At 57.7% G+C, this 15,972-nt stretch carries 15 protein-coding genes and 2 pseudogenes; 3 read left to right on the forward strand and 14 right to left on the reverse strand.

What is annotated here, in order from left to right; translation table 11 throughout:
• The coding region (locus GOB85_RS13570) for a 3'-5' exonuclease (RefSeq protein WP_338422450.1) at positions 1 to 528 on the reverse strand (528 nt) is incomplete at its 3' end.
• A 220-nt stretch (positions 529 to 748) separates the two neighbouring features.
• Positions 749 to 1,774: pseudogene (locus tag GOB85_RS13575) on the reverse strand (transposase); the annotation flags it as partial.
• A 50-nt stretch (positions 1,775 to 1,824) separates the two neighbouring features.
• Here GOB85_RS13575 and GOB85_RS19785 point away from each other — a divergent pair.
• Positions 1,825 to 1,952, forward strand: a pseudogene (locus tag GOB85_RS19785) (transposase); the annotation flags it as partial.
• Here the strand turns inward: GOB85_RS19785 and GOB85_RS19790 are convergent.
• Complete coding sequence (locus tag GOB85_RS19790; protein ID WP_408737075.1) at positions 1,893 to 2,150, reverse strand: hypothetical protein; 258 nt, start codon at positions 2,148 to 2,150, stop codon at positions 1,893 to 1,895. The pseudogene GOB85_RS19785 and the gene GOB85_RS19790 overlap by 60 nt on opposite strands.
• A gap of 89 nt (positions 2,151 to 2,239) precedes the next feature.
• Between GOB85_RS19790 and GOB85_RS13585 the strand changes: the two genes are divergently transcribed.
• Both GOB85_RS13585 and GOB85_RS13590 read left to right on the forward strand, forming a co-directional pair.
• Positions 2,240 to 3,229: a glycosyltransferase family 2 protein gene (locus GOB85_RS13585; protein ID WP_338421746.1), complete on the forward strand. Its 990-nt coding sequence runs from the start codon at positions 2,240 to 2,242 to the stop codon at positions 3,227 to 3,229.
• Positions 3,229 to 4,365 (forward strand): hypothetical protein, encoded by a 1,137-nt coding sequence (locus GOB85_RS13590; RefSeq protein WP_173578047.1) that lies wholly within the window; start codon positions 3,229 to 3,231, stop codon positions 4,363 to 4,365. Before GOB85_RS13585 ends, GOB85_RS13590 begins: the two co-directional genes overlap by 1 nt.
• A gap of 302 nt (positions 4,366 to 4,667) precedes the next feature.
• Here the strand turns inward: GOB85_RS13590 and recD2 are convergent, their stop codons facing one another.
• From recD2 to ssb, 11 genes are all read right to left on the reverse strand, one after another.
• The gene (gene recD2 / locus GOB85_RS13595) at positions 4,668 to 6,851 is read right to left on the reverse strand and encodes an SF1B family DNA helicase RecD2 (RefSeq protein WP_173578046.1); all 2,184 of its coding nucleotides are present in this window, start codon (positions 6,849 to 6,851) and stop codon (positions 4,668 to 4,670) included.
• Between the two features lie 3 nt (positions 6,852 to 6,854).
• The gene (locus tag GOB85_RS13600) at positions 6,855 to 9,080 is read right to left on the reverse strand and encodes a site-specific integrase (RefSeq protein ID WP_338421745.1); all 2,226 of its coding nucleotides are present in this window, start codon (positions 9,078 to 9,080) and stop codon (positions 6,855 to 6,857) included.
• 4 nt (positions 9,081 to 9,084) lie between these two features.
• Positions 9,085 to 10,119: a tyrosine-type recombinase/integrase gene (locus GOB85_RS13605; RefSeq protein WP_173578044.1), complete on the reverse strand. Its 1,035-nt coding sequence runs from the start codon at positions 10,117 to 10,119 to the stop codon at positions 9,085 to 9,087.
• Positions 10,120 to 10,174: 55 nt separating this feature from the next.
• A complete protein-coding gene (locus GOB85_RS13610; RefSeq protein WP_242011511.1) occupies positions 10,175 to 11,038 on the reverse strand; it encodes an ATP-dependent helicase in 864 nt (287 codons plus the stop codon).
• A complete protein-coding gene (locus tag GOB85_RS19330; RefSeq protein ID WP_242011512.1) occupies positions 11,035 to 11,709 on the reverse strand; it encodes a hypothetical protein in 675 nt (224 codons plus the stop codon). Before GOB85_RS19330 ends, GOB85_RS13610 begins: the two co-directional genes overlap by 4 nt.
• The gene (locus GOB85_RS13620) at positions 11,706 to 12,896 is read right to left on the reverse strand and encodes a DUF3991 and toprim domain-containing protein (RefSeq protein WP_173578043.1); all 1,191 of its coding nucleotides are present in this window, start codon (positions 12,894 to 12,896) and stop codon (positions 11,706 to 11,708) included. Before GOB85_RS13620 ends, GOB85_RS19330 begins: the two co-directional genes overlap by 4 nt.
• Positions 12,897 to 13,289: 393 nt before the next feature.
• Positions 13,290 to 13,505, reverse strand: a complete 216-nt coding sequence (locus GOB85_RS13625; protein ID WP_082770822.1) for an antitoxin VbhA family protein — start codon at positions 13,503 to 13,505, stop codon at positions 13,290 to 13,292.
• Between the two features lie 48 nt (positions 13,506 to 13,553).
• Positions 13,554 to 14,594, reverse strand: coding sequence for a Fic/DOC family protein (locus GOB85_RS13630; protein ID WP_173578042.1), 1,041 nt, complete (start codon positions 14,592 to 14,594; stop codon positions 13,554 to 13,556).
• A gap of 12 nt (positions 14,595 to 14,606) precedes the next feature.
• Entirely contained in the window at positions 14,607 to 14,816 is a 210-nt protein-coding gene (locus GOB85_RS13635; protein ID WP_146222787.1) for an antitoxin VbhA family protein, read from the reverse strand.
• 101 nt (positions 14,817 to 14,917) lie between these two features.
• Positions 14,918 to 15,121, reverse strand: coding sequence for a hypothetical protein (locus tag GOB85_RS13640; protein ID WP_061274672.1), 204 nt, complete (start codon positions 15,119 to 15,121; stop codon positions 14,918 to 14,920).
• Between the two features lie 74 nt (positions 15,122 to 15,195).
• The gene (ssb, locus tag GOB85_RS13645; protein WP_061274675.1) at positions 15,196 to 15,663 is read right to left on the reverse strand and encodes a single-stranded DNA-binding protein; all 468 of its coding nucleotides are present in this window, start codon (positions 15,661 to 15,663) and stop codon (positions 15,196 to 15,198) included.
• Positions 15,664 to 15,972 lie beyond the last annotated feature (309 nt).

A 15,972-nucleotide genomic window follows, 5' to 3' on the forward strand; every position in this document is an offset into this window, starting at 1 on the left:
CTTCGCTCCGAGACCCCGGGCAGGCTTGTTGGCAACCCGACGAAAGGCCTCATCGGACTGGCGCTCATCCGGCCACGAGGAAAGGGTCAGGAGCGCCAGGGCGTCCTTGACGGCTGTTCGCTGATAGAAACCGACATCGCCGACGATCTCATAAGGGACGCGCGCATGGAGCAGCGCTTCCTCCAGTGCCCGTGACAGTCTGTTCTGACGGTAAATGATCGCCATGTCGTGCCAGGCTGCGCCTGCAGCCGCTCGGCGGCCGATCTCGCGGGCAATCGCCTCAGCCTCCTCGCTGGCGTAGGAAAACCCCAGCACTTCGATCGGCAGCCCCTCACCCCGGCGGGTAAACAACGTCTTCTCGATCCGGGATGGATCAAACGAGATCACGGCGTTCGACGCATCGAGAATATGACTGGTGGAGCGGAAATTCTCCTCCAGCTTGAATGTCTTCGCGTTCGGGAATTCTCTTGAGAAATTGCGGAGAAATCCGACCTTCGCGCCGCGCCAGGAATTTATGTGGAATGCAATTTTTCAACAAAAAAATACTTTCCAGGTCGCTTTTGTGGGGGAATGCTGAATGTCCGCTTACAAATTGATGTCGGAAGAAGCTGCCTCCTGAATCACGCGGTAAATTTGCCCGAACGTGGAAGAGGCAGTTCCAGCCATGAAAAGGGAAAAGCTGGCCGATTCATTTAGCAGTCTGTCGGGTTGGTCATTTTGAGGCTCATAATGCCGAGGCTGACCCGGCTTATGCTGCGTGAAGCCGTGCCATTCTTTTGCAGTTGTATGCGAGAGCGACGAGTGTCCATTCAGTCGTGACTTTTGCAAGGCCACGCAGGTTGAATCTTCTGAAGCCCATGATGCTTTTGATAATTCCAAAGACCGGCTCAACGGTCTGTTTGCGTAGTCTGTAAAGATCTCCGGCTTCTGTAGTTTCCAGCCTGTCCTTCATGGCGAGCCGCCAGGGTTCAGTGACCCGGCGCGGTTCCCTGTCTTCAGGAGGTGGCCGGAAGTCATAAGGCCTGCGGGGGCAGGGCCGTCCGATGGCGACCAGCGGATCGATGCCTTTTTTCCGCAGATCCCGAACTGCCTGCCCGCTGGCGTAACCGGTGTCGGCGAGTACCGTCTCCGGGAGACCGATTGTGTCTTCCATCGACAGTACCGTGTCGACAAATGATGGCGCATCGGCTGACGTGGCGACCACGCCAGTTGTCACGATCAGCTGGCTGCCTTCGGCGCAGACCACGGCCTGGGCATTGTAAGCCTGCCGGAATTCATGGGCGTCCGAACGCCGCATGAGGCGGCTGTCGGGATCGGTCAGGCTGATCTGTCTCCCGGGTGGTGGTTCATCATCGGGCGGTTTCGGTGCCCGGCCGCGACGCCCTGTTTTCGCGTCATACGCAGCTTTCTTTTTTTCGTATGCCGGTCGCGCCGCCCCGGCCTGCGCCTTCGCGTCGGCTTCCAGCGGGGCGCTGGCTTCGTCCAGCTTCGCTTTCAGCGTTTCACGCCGGGTGAGTTCTTCCGGCAAGGCCTGCAAATCCGTGTCCGTGGCGTCGGCACGCTCCGCCTGCTCCATCAGCTCCGCGATATCTACTGCCAGCTGTTCCCGCAGGGCCCTGATCCGGTCGTAGCGCAAAGAGCGGTATTTCGAGGCGTCGGCGTCGATCTTCGTGCCGTCGATCGACACCACGCCCAGGCGTAACAGACCCGTCTCGCGCGCCAGAAGCAGGACCTGCACAAATGCAGCTTCAATGGCCGTCCGGTTCATTCGGCGAACGGGATGAAGCGGCTCATCTCATCACCCTGCAGTCTCGCCGCTTCACAAGGTACCCCAACCCGAGCGCGGGCGTGATTGATAGCCAGTCGGTAAAAACCACGAAAAGTGGCGGGTTTCAGGCTGCGCCGCGGGCAAGAGGGTCAAAGGACGCAAGCGCCATATCCTGACGGATACCTAAGGCTTCCTGATCTTCCTCCTCGTGCATGCCGCAATATTCAGGATCGTGACTTTGAAATCCTGCCTCGCAGTTGGGTGGTCGAACAAAAATACGCTTACTATTTTTAACACCGCAGCTCTCAAAACAGGAGAATTTTTTCTTTCTGTCGACACAAGGATTTCTGTGTAATTTTAGTGATTTTTCAAAATTATACATGGCTGTGTTGTGAAGACAAACTGGCTTCCGGGATCATTATGGAATAAGTAGCTGTCCGTTACATAATTGCAATCCAGAAGATACACGAAGTGAAATCCGTTCGCTGCATCAGTTCCCATCGTTGTGCCTTACCTCACCTTGCCATCGTAATGCCTTGCTACAATGAAGAAGAAATCCTTCCACACACGCTTGCGAACGTGGCGATATTCTTTGCTAAGTGCGTTCAGGATGGGGTCATTGATCCGGACAGTTTCGTGCTCTGTGTGGACGATGGAAGCCGGGACACTACATGGGATCTGGTCATTCAGGCTGCTAAAGCCGATCCGCGTGTCCGGGGAACGAAGCTTTCACGGAATACCGGCCACCAGACAGCCCTTGTTGCAGGTCTTTCTGCTGTACGCGACTGCGATGTTATCGTCAGCATAGATGCTGATCTTCAGGATGATCTTCTTGTCATCCGCGATATGCTTGCTGCATGGCGCAACGGTTACGACATTGTTTACGGTGTGCGTAATGAACGCAAGACGGACACACTGTTCAAACGGGAAACAGCCCGAATATTTTACCGGTTAATGCTGTTGATGGGCGTTAATCTGGTCCCAAATCATGCCGATTTTCGTTTAATGGACCGTCGCGCGCTTGATGCCCTCCTGGAATACGGCGAGCGGAACCTCTTCCTTCGTGGGCTGGTGCCGCTGATTGGTTTTCCTTCCACATCTGTCTACTATGCGCGCCTGGAACGCACTGCCGGAGAATCCAAGTATCCGCTTTCGCGCATGATAGGTCTGGCAGTTGAAGGCATCACGTCCCTAAGCGTGACACCCCTTCGGATCATCGCTCTCACTGGCATCCTGATCTCTAGTTTTGCTGTGCTGGCTATTTGTTATGCCCTTGTTGGCAAGGGAACTGGCCACACTGTCCCAGGCTGGACATCCGTTACGATTGCCATCTTTTTCATGGGAGGTGTGCAAATGCTCTCTCTTGGCATTATCGGTGAATACATCGGGAAAATCTATCTGGAGACGAAAAGACGCCCCCGATATCACGTTGAAAATGCGACGTGGAAAAATAACCGATAATGGTGAGCAATGTGTTTCGGGGTGTCCTACAAACGGCGAACAGCGGCCGTAAAGGATTCGTCATTGTTATTCTTGCCACCTGCGCTGCCAGTCTGCTGCTGTCAGCATTGCTGGCTTTGCCATGGGGCGGACTTGCTTCCGCTTCCTGTCGGTGGGATTGCTTCTGGTACAGTGACATTGCTACAAACGGTTATTCACGCCTTCCGCTGCTCTATGACGGCAAGCGGCCTGCTCAGGCGAGCTGGGCGTTTTTTCCATTGTATCCTTTGCTCACGAGCACGCTAAGGCATTTTCTTGCGCTCAGTACACAATCGGCAGGTTTGCTGGTCAATATCGCTCTGTGGCCATTTCTGATTTTTCTTTGCAACCGTGACCTTGAACTACGCGACATCCGCACGGACAGAGTGTTCTTCGTTCTCTTCTTCGTGCTTTATCCTTTTAATGTCTGGTACACGGCGCAGTATTCCGAAGCGGTATATGGCGCTACGCTGATGGCTGCCATCGTGGCACTTCGCAGCGGGTGGATCGGGTTGGCCGCGCTGACTTGCGCCCTGATGGCGATTGCCCGACCAACCGGGTTCATTATGACGGTCTGTCTCTCGGCCTGGTGGTTGTTTAGCAGACCGAGAGACGCCGCTATTTTTACGCGTGAAACGGTACGACACCGTTTATCTGACAGTCTGTTGCTGATAGCTGCGGGTGGCGCCGGGCTTTCACTCTTTGTGCTATATCTCTTTCACCTGACCGGCGACGGCTTCGCTTTTGCTCATGTCGAGATTGCCTGGCATAAAAGATTCCGCTTCTTCCTCCTCCACATTTTTCATGCGCTCGGCCACAAACACCAGATACAGTTCGGTGTATTTGCTCTGCTGGCTGTCGCAATTATATGGAGGATGTGTTCACGTGCATGGGCGTTAAATGCGTTTCTCGTTGGCTCGACCGCGCTGCTTGCTTCCTCGGCCGGAGCGGAATCAATCGAACGCTACGTTTTCGGCAATCCGCTCACCATCCAGTTCTTAGCCTGTAGCACGCTGTCACGTTCTCAACGCTTTGCCCAGATTTCGCTGGCAATCATGGCATGCCTCCACATTGTAACGACGATCCTGTGGTATCGTGAGAGCCGCTGGGTGATGTAAAAATGAAACGAATAATTATTCTTGTCATATTACTTTCATTAGACATATTTTCTTTCATACGAGGATTATATCCATGCGTTTCCAAGGCTTATAGCGACTACTATATGCATCACTCTATCACTAGCGATGCTTACCTGAAAGCGGCTCGAGCAGGGCTGGCGGAGCCTGGGAAATGTGCCACCGAGCACTGATCTGGCATTCACTGATTTCATGGAGCCTCTCTTTGAGCTCTACCCACATATTCACCAAGGAAAAACATATCAGCTTACGTGAAAAGGATCGAGATGAGGCGATAGCTGACTTCATACCGACATGACCACCAGCCATTCCCTGAGCTTCGACCACCGCCGCCTCGCGCCCTGGTTGCGCACCGCGATCGCCAATGCCTTCTTCTGTCCCACCAGCACGACCAACTTCCGCCCCCGTGTGACACCCGTGTAGAGCAGGTTCCGCGCCAACATAGCGTAATGCTGCGTCACCAGCGGGATGACGACCGCCGGATATTCCGATCCCTGGCTCTTGTGGATAGTGGTGGCATACGCGAGCATCAGCTCGTCTAGCTCCCCAAAACCGTAAATGACCTCCCGTCCATCGAATGAGACCGTCATTTCGCCTTCTTCGATATCGATCCTGTCGATGACGCCGAGATCGCCGTTGAAGACGTCCCGGTCATAGTCGTTGGCGATCTGCATCACCTTGTCGCCCGGACCATAGGTCCAGCCGAACCGCTCGACCTTCATCTCGCCCGGCGGGTTCAGCGCCTGCTGCAATTCGACATTCAGCGACCGAGCCCCTAGCCCGCCCCGGTTCATCGGACACAGCACCTGCACGTCCCGAACCGGGTCCAGCCCGAACCGCGCCGGAACACGGTCTTTCACAACCGCCAGCAACTTGCGCAGCCCGATCTCCGGTTTGGCCGCTTCGACGAAATAGAAATCCGATCCCTCTTCCACGCTCAGTTCGGGCATCCTGCCCTCGTTGATCCGATGCGCATTTGTGATGATGCGGCTCTGTGCCGCCTGGCGGAATACCTCGGTCAGCCGCACCACGGGCACAGCATTGGAACCGATGATATCGGCCAGCACCTGTCCCGGTCCGACGGACGGCAACTGGTCCACGTCCCCCACGATCAGCAGGGCCGCGCTGTCGGGCAAGGCGCGCAGCAGGGATCGCATCAGCAGCACATCGACCATGCTGGCCTCATCCACGACCAGCAGATCGCAGGTCAGCGGGTTGGTATCGTCCCGCTTGAAGCTCCCCGTGGCCGGGTCTGTCTCCAACAGGCGATGGATCGTCTTGCCTTCCAGCCCGGTGCTTTCCGACAGACGCTTCGCCGCCCTTCCGGTCGGGGCGCAAAGCTGCACATCCGTGCCCTTGGCCGTCACGATCTTGAGAATGGCATTGACCAGCGTGGTCTTGCCGACGCCAGGACCGCCGGTAATCACCAGCACCTTGCTGTGCAGGGCAAGACGCACTGCTTCCTGCTGGCTGGGGGCCAGAGCCAGCCCGGTCTTGCCTTCCACCCAGGTCATGGCCTTTTCAGCGTCGATGTCAGGCCAGCGTGGACGGCCAATGGCACAGGCGCGCAACCGCTCGGCGATGCTCTGCTCGGCACGATAGAGACCAGCCAGGAAGATACAGCCCGTATCGCCCACGCTGTCGGCCACCACGTCGCCCGCTTCCAGTTCCAGCGCGAGGGCCATCTCGATCAGAGGGGTGGCGACCTCCAGCAGTTCGGCGGTACTGGTCAGCAACTCTCCCACAGGCAGGCCGCAATGCCCTTCATCCATCGCTTCACCAAGCGCGTAGGATATCCCGGCCCGCACCCGGATCATCGCGTCAGGCGCGATCCCCATCTTACGGGCAATCTGGTCAGCGGTCTTGAACCCGATCCCCCGGATATCTTTCGCCAGCCGATAGGGGTTCTCACTGATCAGTCTGACCGCGTCCTGCCCGTAGGTCTTGAAAATGCGCACCGCCCGCGAGGTGCCGACGCCGTTGCTGTGCAGGAACAGCATGATCTCGCGGATCACCTTCTGATCCGCCCAGCCACCGACAATCCGCTCGGCCCGTTTGGGGCCGATGCCCATCACCTCCCGCAGGCGGTGCGGTTCCTGTTCGATCAGGTCGAATACCGCCTCGCCGAACGCTTTCACCAGCTTCTTCGCGTAGACGGGGCCAATGCCCCGGATCATGCCCGAACCAAGATAACGTTCGATGCCCTCGACCGTGGTCGGCGGGCTGGCCTTGAGGAACTCGGCCTTGAACTGGAGGCCGTGGGTGTGGTCGTTGAACCAGCGCCCCGACATCTGCACGAACTCGCCCGCCGATATCATGGCGGCGTGGCCGACGACGGTGACCAGGTCGCGCTGCCCCCGCACCTTCACGCGCAGGACGCAGAAACCATTCTCGGAATTATGGAACGTGATCCGCTCGACCAGACCAGCAAGCGTTTCGGTGTGGCGTTCCTCTTTAACCTGTGACACGCGTCATTCTGACCCCGCGCTCAGAGAAGAGGCCAGGGGCCCGCTCGTGGCTGAAATCTCGGCAGGCGTTCGACCATCCGGGGTCGGCTTATCTCGCAGCTTATTCAACATTCCATCCAGCGCTTCAACATCTCCGGATACGGCATCCCGTTCTTCAGGACTTAACCAAACCTCTTCCAGCAAACGATTGGCCGCTTGTTGAGCGGCAAGCACAACTCCCTTGGCGCCTGGCTTGGGAATATTGAAATAGCAGCGCGCGCACGCCATACGATGCGGACACGTGCTCCAGAAAGCATTGCTACAATAAGAGTCGCCCAGATCGTAATACTTCCATGGCGCCCCATCTTTTGTTGCGCCTGCCGCGATGACGTCCTGATCAATAACAATTTGGATCATCCGCGCCGCCTGATCCGCCTTGGCAAACGCACCCGCCAACTGCGTAGGCTTCGACCGAACATAGCTCATGGTCGATTGGACGGACGTATGGCCGCACCATTTCGCCAGATCGAAAATTGTCATTCCTTGCGGGACGCTGGCCAACATAGAGACGGCCGAGGCGCGTCCGCGGTGACTTGTGATACGGCCTTTGCTGTCTTCAAGCGGAATGCCAGCCTTCTTACACAAAAGCGGGATAACAGTTTGATTCAAAACTTCCTTCGCGATTGGCCGGTTTCGAAGTTGAAAAAGAAAATGCACATATTCACCGGTTCGCCGATCGAGATGCTTTCGGGGCGAAGCACGCTTTTTCAACCAGGCCGCCACATACTTATGGACCGCATGGCTGACCGGTTTGGTGTAAGCGGCAGAGGTTTTGCCTTCCGGCACGTCGAGCCAGCACACCTGCCCCGCCGGAACAACGTTACCTGACTGATCGACCACGTCTTCTGATTGCTCTCTCGTGCAACCGACCCGAAGTCGAGCGATTTCGTTGCTTCGGAGTCCTGCGTGTGTCCACACCACGGCGATAGCCTGTAACAGGGCGAACGGATAGAAACATTCTGGAGAAAGATCGTTTGGTTCAATATTGAGGCTAGCCCACGTCAGTTTCAGCCACGCCGCATCATCTATGGTCCTTGGATTTACCCCAAGATATTTTGCAATGTTCTTCGGTGTAGAAAGATGATAGCGCGGATTACACCTGAGACGAGCCCATTCCCAACTCTGAACGTCAGACAAAAAACGACGCATAACCTGGTAGTAAGCTACCTTAGTCGGAGCCTGCAGAGGCTGGCCGACCGTAGGGATGAGACGATAATCGAAGGTCGAACCGGCCCAATCGCCTATACGCAATCTGTCGACGGTCGCCAGATAGTCGGCACATATCGATACCGTCCAATGTTCTGGACTGGTTACCTCCGGATGCTCACGACTTAGCCAGATCCCGACACGCGTTAGGGTATTGTAAATCGCTCGCCTCGACCCCTCTCGCAAGGTTGTTGTCTCCAGCCAACGCCGGCACCACGTCATCCATTCGGGGTCGATGTTATCAGATTCAGTTCCATGACGAGGTTGATAAGCCCGGAAGTGAATGATCTTTGGTGTAAGCCCCATTGCCGCCAAGCCGTTCGCCAACATCCCAATCCGCTTGGCAATATGCTGCCCAGCATAACAATCTCGCGTGTATTCCAGTAGTTCCTTGTCAAAACTTTCGAGCTTTGGGTTCTCGCCTTGTAATGCAACCGCTGCAAACACTGACGGCACGATCGGCCGAACTGTCTGACAGACGAACCCGACACGGGTGAAGGCCGAATATAGCCGCTCACATTCTGCATCGACGCTCTCCGCCCCAAATACCATCCGGGCTACGACAGCCGTGGCCACATTACGCCCAATTTTGTACAAGCTCCGAAAACCACAGAGAAGATAAGCCACTGCAATCAACTGCGGTACCATTCCAGTATGTTTCAGGACAGGACTGCTATTGATAATCTCAACCCACAGATCTTCATCCCATCCCCAGTAAGGGCTCTCACGCTGCGCGACCTGCAGAAGCAGGTATTTCAGGGCGCGTTGACCGTTCGCGCGGTCAAGGTCACCGCGATACAGGATGTCCGCCAGAGGCTTGTGAAGACGCGGCGCCTGCCGTTTCGTGATGAAAACATTGTCTTCTCGCCAGCGCCGGACAACAGTCAACTCGTCCGCAGATAAAGCGGGACGTCTATCGTATTCATCGAGATCGATGCAGGATTTGTACTCTGGCTGGGCGCGAGAAAACTGGGGTTCGGCCACTTTTCTATCCTCCGAAAAACCTGTTACCAAGCTTCATGTCCATCCGCTCGACCGAATGCGCGATTTTGCGCAGAAGATCCTCACCAGAAAGATGGATATAAAGCGTCGTGCTCTGCACGTTGCGATGTCCGGCGTACGTCGCGATATCATGCAGCCGCCAGCCAGCTCGTGCTAAATGAGTGAGTCTCAAATGACGGAGCGTGTGAGTGCTGAATCCAGGTGCATCTGCCTGATGCGCAAGGCGCCCGACCGCTTTGCTCCAGGTCCATTTGGTAACCGGTTGTCGGAGATTACGGTCTGACTCAGACAGAAACAGAGGCCCTGCTCCAGCCACCACATCGCGCCGACACTGCAAGTATACTGCCAGCACGGGAGACACGGCAGCAGAGTAACAGACCACTCGCGGTCGCGCGCTTTTGCTAGTTTCGGCACGGATGGTCAGAAGGCGCCGCGCCGGGTCGATATCAGAGACGCGCAACCCTACCAGCTCCTCACGCCGCAGAGCCCCATAATATGCCAGTGCGAACATGAGCCGATTACGCACAATTTCTCGGGAGACAGCTTCCTGAATGCGGATCCACTCATCATCCGAAGGCAGATGCGGTAACCGTCTGGAGCGTCGCACCAAGCCATACCGGAACCCCACATGCGCTTGGGGGAGCGGGCCACGGTGGACGACGGCTTGCCCGCGCGGCACCGGGTTGCGCGTGCATATTCCCTCGAAAACCAGGTGATCATACCATAGCCTTACTGCCGTAAGGCGTTGATGAAGCGTTGCATTACCTACCGGAAGGCGCGCGGAAAGAAACGGGACCGGTTCACCCCGCAAATAACGCACGAATAGCGAAACATGCGCGAGCGTTGCAGCCTCTGCCTCAACAACTGCGGCAGCGCAAAATGCCAGATATTGATCAAGCCCTCTGGCGTATGCGTCGACGGTGGCCGGTGAACGACCCAGGTTATCAAGCAGTGAAAGCCACAAACGACTTTGCTTGTCTCTCGCGACCAAGGGATATCGCGACCAGTTTGGAACGGACATGACACACCACTCTTTCCGCGACGATATCGCTTAGTATCGGTGTATTCCAATTAACTCATAAGATGCTCTGCGAATCATCGCCCACGCAGAACAGTTCTCCGGATTTCTTGCTGAGCAGGGTGAGCCAGAGATACTGCGCGCGGTTCACATCCTGAAATTCATCCGCCATCACGGCTGTGAAGCGGCCTGTCCAGCGGCGATGATAGGCCGGATCATGGAGCATGGCGAGAGTCGGCCACATCAGGAGATCGCCAAAGTCCGCCGCGTTCTGCTCACGCAGAATGGCCTGATACCGGCCATAGAGCCCGACCACGAAACGCCAGCTCTCATGATCCACGAAGCGGTTGGCCGCCTGTCGCTTGCGGATCATGCTCTCGACATGCGCCCGGGCGGCTTCCGGTGTCACCAGATCCTCCTTCAGGCGCGAGATCCGCTCGGCCATCTTTTTGATCTGTTTCGCATCTCCGGGAGCCCCCTCCTGCGGAACAGGAAGCTCCTCTTTCGGCATCGCTTTGATCAGGCGGCGCACAATCCCAAGACTGTCATCCGCATCGCGGATGTCGAAGCCGCTGCGCAGATGTGCCACTTCCGGCTCTGCACGAAGCTGGCGGGAGGCGAGCGCGTGGAATGTGCCGAGCCAGGTGGGCACCGAGTGCGGACCCAGAACGCCGGCGATGCGTTTCCGCATTTCCTGCGCGGCTTTGTTGGTGAAGGTGACGCACAGGATCTGGCCGGGCACCATGCCATACAGCTCGATGCGCGTCGCCACGCCGGCGGTCAGGGTCTTGGTCTTACCCGTGCCGGCACCGGCCAGGACCAGAACATGGCCGAGAGCCATGGCTGCGCGGCGCTGTTCCGCCGTCAGATCGTCAAGGATCGGCGCCAGGGCGTGCGGAACAGGAAGATCATCGGGTGTCATAGCTCTTCGATCCCTTCCGCCAGACAACCATGCGTTTCGGTGATCTCACCGGTCGAGAGCAGGAGCGTCGCCGGGTAGGAGAGATCCCAGGTCTCAAGCCCGCGCTCCCAGCGTCCGTCGATGACCAGACCGAGCGGACAGCCGACACGCTCATAAAGCCGCACAGCGGTCTGCGGGATCGGCGGATCCTCTTCGACCGGAGCATCGCTCCGGCGCAGATGACGGGTCCAGATCTCGGCAGCCGGGGCCGATCGGGCGAACACCTCGGCGAGGTCCGTCACGAAGGCCAGGCGTGCAACGCCGAGATCCGCGTAATGGGCAACAGTGGTCATGACAGTCTCCTGTGTCAGGTGATCCTGGAAACAGGATCGGTCAGCCGACAGGTCTGTGGCCCGCCAGCCGGCAATGACGATCACCTCGTGATCATCGGTGAAGAGGACGATGCGCCCTTCCAGATCCCAGCCCTGAGGCAGGGAGGTGTCGCGTTCGCCGCCAATCACCACACCCCGGAATTCCGCTTTCCCGTCACCGATCTCGACAAAACAGTCAGGCTCGGCACATCCATGCGGGCGATGCTTCTTCCAGATCGCACTGGCCTGAGCGTGACCGGGAAGGATGTCCAGAAGGCGTCTCCGCCAGTTCTGTGAGGCGAAAGGTTCGAACCAGCTCATAGGGAAGCTCCCGGAGAAGAGGTCGCTGAGCGCGCTGTGGCAGGGGACGGCGCCCTGACAGGTTCCGGGGCTGACGCTGCCTGATGGTGCGCCGGGCTGTGCGCCCTGGCCTGATCCAGCCATGAGGAGGAAACGGCATCCGGCTGCGCAGCGGGCTGTGTGGTGATAGCGTCGGACAGGCGGGACAAAGAGCCAGCAGGGGCGGCTCCACCCTGAGCCTCTTCTCCGCGTGCCCTCAGAGCCTTGTTCCAGTCGTCTCCCGGTGTTTTCGGAGAGATACGTCCCGACCAGAGCCCGACCTCCTGGGCCATGGCGGCCAGTTTCGCGGCATAGACGTGACCCTGACGGTCATTATCGACGGCGATGACCAGGCGGGCATCGGGCTGTTTCGCCACGGTCGCCATGACCTGTTTCAGATTGGCCTCGCTCTCCGGGCTTATCCCGCCACCCGTCGAAGTGTAGAGCGATCCTTTTTTGAAGCGATCCAGTGCGGCAAAGGACAGCGCATCAATAGCGGCTTCTGTGACCACAAGCCGCCGTGCGGGCTCCGTTCCCTCGTCCGCCCGAAATCCGAACAGACGCTTGCCGCCGCCACCCGTTGAAAAACCCTTGTACTCGGGGCCGCGCATCTCCATGCCGGCAAACTGGCCGCCCGCGTCCCGATGGCCGAACCAGGCGGTCCCGTTCGGGCCTTCCTTCAGCACGCCCTGACGTCCGGCCGCCGCCACGATGCTGCCCGGCAACCCGCGTTCTTCGGTGAGATACCGCCATGCCGGGGTGCCTTCCTGCGGCGCTGAACGACGGCCCCACAACTCAGCCGGGTCGCGGCGCGGCCTGTCACTTACGCCCTTGGTCCGCTCAGCGACTTCGAGTGTCGGGCTTTTACCGATCAGGTCGCGCAGTTCGCGCCGGACATGGCCGAGATTCTTCGACGGATCGAGATGCTGCACGAGTTTGAAAACGTCGCCCTTTCCGTCCCCTTTCGGATCCCACCAGCCCTTGCCGTCATGATTCACGATGATTGCCTCGTTTTCACGGCGGAATTTCAGGTTGCGGGCCGAGCGCTGCGCCGTGGCTTCGCGGTCCAGTCTGAAGCCGGCTTTTTCGAGCACAAGAACGCAGCTCACCTCACGGCGAAGTTCTTCGAGTTCTTTCTGTTGTGCTTCTGCGGAATTTGCGTAAGCCATGGAAGAAATCCTTTCACGAATAGCTTCGGCTTTCTTGTAAAACTATACTACAACTCGAACGCAAGAGCGAGTATTAAGCACAATAAAACGCAGCAAAAACCGCACGAAAGCGGGATTTATTACTTGCATTGTCAATCTATACAGGATTTTTTCTTTCCGCCTGCCCGGCGGGGGTGCAGGGGGCAGCAAAGCCCCCTGCCTGCGCACCCAGCCCGCAACCGGCTGCACGACGGCACGCGACTGTTCAGGATCCGATCGGATTAAAGACGAACGAATAAACACGACGCGGGACACTCCTTCTGGAATGTTCCGCGTGCGCCCCCATCATGCGACTAACGAGAAAAAACTGAACTTAGAGACACGGAGCGCCCGATGCGTCCCGGCTCTGCAGCATCACCGGTCAAGGTGACGCTGCAGTTCCTCAAAATGTTCATTCATGGTCAGTTCGCCCTGGATGAACCGCGTGTTGATCCGTTCGATCTCCGCATCGAGTATCACGCCTTCAAGCCGACAACTTCCTCGCGCGTAATCGACCGCTTCCTGTCGCTGACGGCGTTCTTCCGCAGTAATGGAAGGCCGCGACTGGTCATTATTCCCGCATTCTTCCATTTTTATATTCCTCTACCTGCTGGTCTGGCTTCGGGTCAGCGTCCCAATTCAGGGAGAGGGATCGCCCGATGGATCATGCCGCCTGACTGATGCCGGGGTTTCGTCACTGACTGGCTCGCTGCCAGGTTTTTTCTGGCGATCGCCATAAGCCTTCGCCCGATCGAGCCAGTCCGGTGCCGTGGCCTTTGGTTCATAAGAACCGGAGCGCCCGGTCAATGCGGTCGCCAGGGATGAAAAACTGCGGCTGGCAGGCGTTTCTCCCGCAGCACGGAAACTGACCTGATCCCCCGATCTGAGACCGTCGGCATGGCTTCCGAGATCCGCGAGATTGCCGATGTAAACGCGGTCGCCTGAACCCATCATGAAATTATCACCCGAGCGTCCGGCGAATTTCCCATCATAGGCCTGACCGGGCGTCGTTGTGGCGATATAACGCTCATTCCAACTGAAATCAGAGTCATCCCGGAATGCCTTTTCGAGAAACCGGGTTGCCTTCACCAGAGCCTTATGACGGGTTGAATCCAGAAGTTCATCGAACATCCTGATCGCCGGCATGTGATCGCCCTTCATACCGGCGATTGAGACGACGGCCATCCGCTCCTGCGAAATACCCTCGAAATCCAGGGTATGCCCTGCCTCGCGGGCAAAAGCCTCCCAGACGATCCGCTGCGTCCGTCCGTTTCCCTCACGAAATGGATGAATATGGTTCAGCTCGTTGAAAGGAACGGCAAGCTGTTCCGCAAATTCCATCCGCGATAACCCTCGCAGATTGTCTTTTTCCGCCAGCCGTTCAAACAGTTTCCTGCCTTCCTGTTCAATCCGCTCAGGAGCGAGAAAGCCGCTCATGTCCCGGACCAGAAGTGTTGTTCGCGGCTGTCCGGCCCAGCTGTATACATCCTGGAACAGGTGGTAATGTATCGCTTTTACCAGAGGAAAGCCCTGCAATGCAGGGAGTCCACGTTCATGCAGTTCTGCTTCCCGTGAAGCAGTCAGAAATTTTTCCAGCCGATCAAGTGCCTCTGGATCATGCTGGATCCCTTGCACATTCTCTAATGTCTCGCCATCGCTCTGGAGATAGGGATCGCCCATGTCTCAGGAAAATCAGGCGGCTTCCGACCTTTTCTTCACGGATCGGCCGGTAATCGCCTCTATAACCTGCCGTCGTGCTTCGTCGCCGGAAATCTCGCCGCGAGCGTAGGCATCGAGCACAGGGGCATCACGAGGGTCTTCGCGTAGTCCTTCAATCAGATTGTTTACGCGCGCCTTATGTACTGCTCGTGTCCGGACGGCGATCTGCTCAGGTGTTAACATGGACGTGGCTCCCTCATCGGCAGTCGGAACAGTATCATACCCTGACGATTTTCGCACACTTTCGCGCTTTTCCAGACGTCATTTCTGGTCGCCCTTTGCCCTTACCGCGCGCTGTCGAGAAGCTTCTCCCGGGCGATCCTGCGCATCTCCAGGGCGCAACGCCGGAATTCGGCCCGCTGCCGGGCCGAAAGCTGCGGCAGATGACAGAGCTGGTCGAGGCCCGAGGCCGCAGCCTCATGATTCCGCGCATAGGCGCGGGCCTGTCCGCGAGGAGCGGTCAGGCGCCTGATAAAAACGCTGCACATGGTGCTGACTCCGCACAGGGATTCCGGATGAAGTGCGCCATTCCGGGCCGTCTCCGGCCCGAAAAAAGCCCGACTCAAAACGGTATTTCGTCATCCAGATCCGATCCGCCGGGCGTGTTCGCAGCAGAACGCGGCGCCGCGCTTCGCGATGGCCGGTCATCGTCAAAGCGGCCTTCTCCGGTGTTCCGGCCATTGGCCAGCACCTTTATGTTTCCGTCAAAGCGATCGATAATTACCTCGGTCGTGTAACGATCCTGTCCCTGCTGGTCAGTCCATTTCCGCGTTTCCAGATGGCCCTCAACATAGACGAGAGTGCCCTTCTGACAGCGGCGTTCAATCACGCCCGAGAGATGGTCGTTGAAGCACACAACACGGTGCCATTGCGTTTTTTCTCTCCGCTCGCCCGTATTGCGGTCGTTCCATGATTCGCTCGTTGCTACGGCGATATTTGCGATTTTCCCGTCGCCTTCCCTGCGTGCCGCGAGTTCCGGATCCCGACCGAGATTGCCGACGAGGATGACGCGATTGACTGACTGGCTCATGACCTGATTTCCTTTTCTTTCCTTCCAGTTCCTCTCCGGCCTCTGCCGGGTCTCTGACCTGGTGCGGTCGCGCGGAAGCGGGCATCAGGCGGCGGGCGCAACCCCTCGGGGCGGCAGTGGTGCGGAAGCCGCCTGCGGCTTCACGGTGCCGTCCCGACCGAAGGCCTGGGGGTTGCGCCCGACGACGACCGCTTCAGACCGCAAAAACCAGGGCAGAGACCCGGCAGTGCCGGCGATCCCCTTTCCTCTTCTTCCTGATTTTTGATATTTCAGCGTTCTGACGACCATTTTTTGCGTTTTTCCCCACTG

Source organism: Acetobacter fallax, from assembly GCF_011516735.1.
GTDB classification, from domain to species: domain Bacteria; phylum Pseudomonadota; class Alphaproteobacteria; order Acetobacterales; family Acetobacteraceae; genus Acetobacter; species Acetobacter fallax.